This window comes from Leptospira idonii (genome assembly GCF_004770995.1).
GTDB lineage: Bacteria > Spirochaetota > Leptospiria > Leptospirales > Leptospiraceae > Leptospira_A > Leptospira_A idonii.
On record NZ_RQHW01000073.1, the window covers coordinates 1 to 1,567 of the forward strand.

Sequence of the window (1,567 nt, forward strand, 5' to 3'; positions counted from 1 at the left end):
AGAGAGAAATAAAATAGTTCAAGAGATACATGGAAAACAAACCGAATACACAAAGAATAAATTTAATATAGCAATAGAATCTCTTTTGATAGATAAGAAAGAAATAAGATTATCTGTTAAAACAATACAAAATTTTGAATCAATTTTCAAGTTCATTAATAGCATATTCAAGCCGAGCTGATATCTACGAGATTCGCATAGCTTACGATTTTCGATACATTGGTTGTCAAACATGGGTTTTTGCAGAACAACTTGAGGATATAGAGAAACCTTTTTTCTTTGTGATGCTGTGGAAAAGTTAATGTCAATCAAGACAATATAAGTTTTAATTTTCGCTATGCGAGGTGATTGTGGAATCTGGTGAAATTTTTTTGGTGAAATTTAAAGAAGCAATAAGTAGTATTGGAGCCACTCATTTTAGAGGAACCTACCATTATAATACTAATGAAATAGATGTATTTCATATATCAAGGCGTAGATCAGATGATAATGGCTTTGAAGATTTCTTTGCAATGTTAAGACTGATCTTAGGTAACACCAACTTCGAATGGGAATATATTCAGCTTAATTTAAGAATAATCAACTCTGATGAATCCATCGATATTCTTTTTAATGCTCAATTGGAGCCTCATGATATAGATAGTTTAATATAATTTAATAGATTAAATTTTAAAAAGTGAGATGCAATGATGAAAATATACATAAATAAATTTCTGGCGTAAGCGTTATTCGATATAATATTGATGAAGATTTTGAAATGATTTATTTTTAAGATGATTCTGTTTATATAATTCTGGGTTCGAAAATGTCGAAATTATTGGCATTGAGAGAGGGGAAGGTTTGAATAGTTTCATTATGAAGCATGTTCAGAAAAGGGATACTCAAAAAAATTGTTAACCTTATTTTATAACCTTGCTTTCTTTCAAAATTTATTTTCTTGGATTTATTCCGTTAGCTAAAGAAGTGAGATTTTTATGAGTCAACTACTAACTAATCACCTTATTCAAAAAGTATCGGCCAATGCTGATCTTGAAGTATTAAATGCACAATGGGAAATGGACAAGCGGTTAATTTCGAACGCACTAAAGTCTGTTCCGCTAAATTTTCCACATTTCAGTTTACATGATCATAGTCATTCTAATACGATTCTTCAACAAATTGAAAGATTTTTAGGAATCGATAGAATAAATCAGCTAACTGCGATCGACACTTGGCTAATATTGGAAGCTGCTTACTTACACGATATTGGTATGGTGATTCCATTTGAAACACTAAAGACAGAATGGCCAAAAGCAGAATTTCAGGAGTTTATTTCTACAATTGCCAATGATAATGGAAATGAATTTCAAAATTTCGCACAATATATTTTAAACCCAGTTAATAGCCCTATTTTAAGCTCCGAAGTATGGCCATTGGAGATGCGTAAGGCAGTCACTATCTTTATTAGTGAATATTTTCGAAGAAGCCATGCTGAGAATTCTCGAAAAATTATTCAAGATCCGATTGCAACAATTCAATTACAAAGCCCCCGAAACGGGTTAATCCCAGAGCGCTTATTTAGTATTCT

At 31.3% G+C, this 1,567-nt stretch carries 3 protein-coding genes; all 3 read left to right on the forward strand.

What is annotated here, in order from left to right; translation table 11 throughout:
• On the forward strand, positions 1-181 hold a 181-nt coding region (locus tag EHS15_RS19265), incomplete at its 5' end, for a hypothetical protein (protein WP_210416368.1).
• Positions 182-350: 169 nt separating this feature from the next.
• A complete protein-coding gene (locus EHS15_RS17085; RefSeq protein WP_135761809.1) occupies positions 351-653 on the forward strand; it encodes a hypothetical protein in 303 nt (100 codons plus the stop codon).
• A 321-nt stretch (positions 654-974) separates the two neighbouring features.
• Positions 975-1,567: HD domain-containing protein (locus tag EHS15_RS17090; protein WP_210416369.1), on the forward strand; the 593-nt coding region annotated here is incomplete at its 3' end.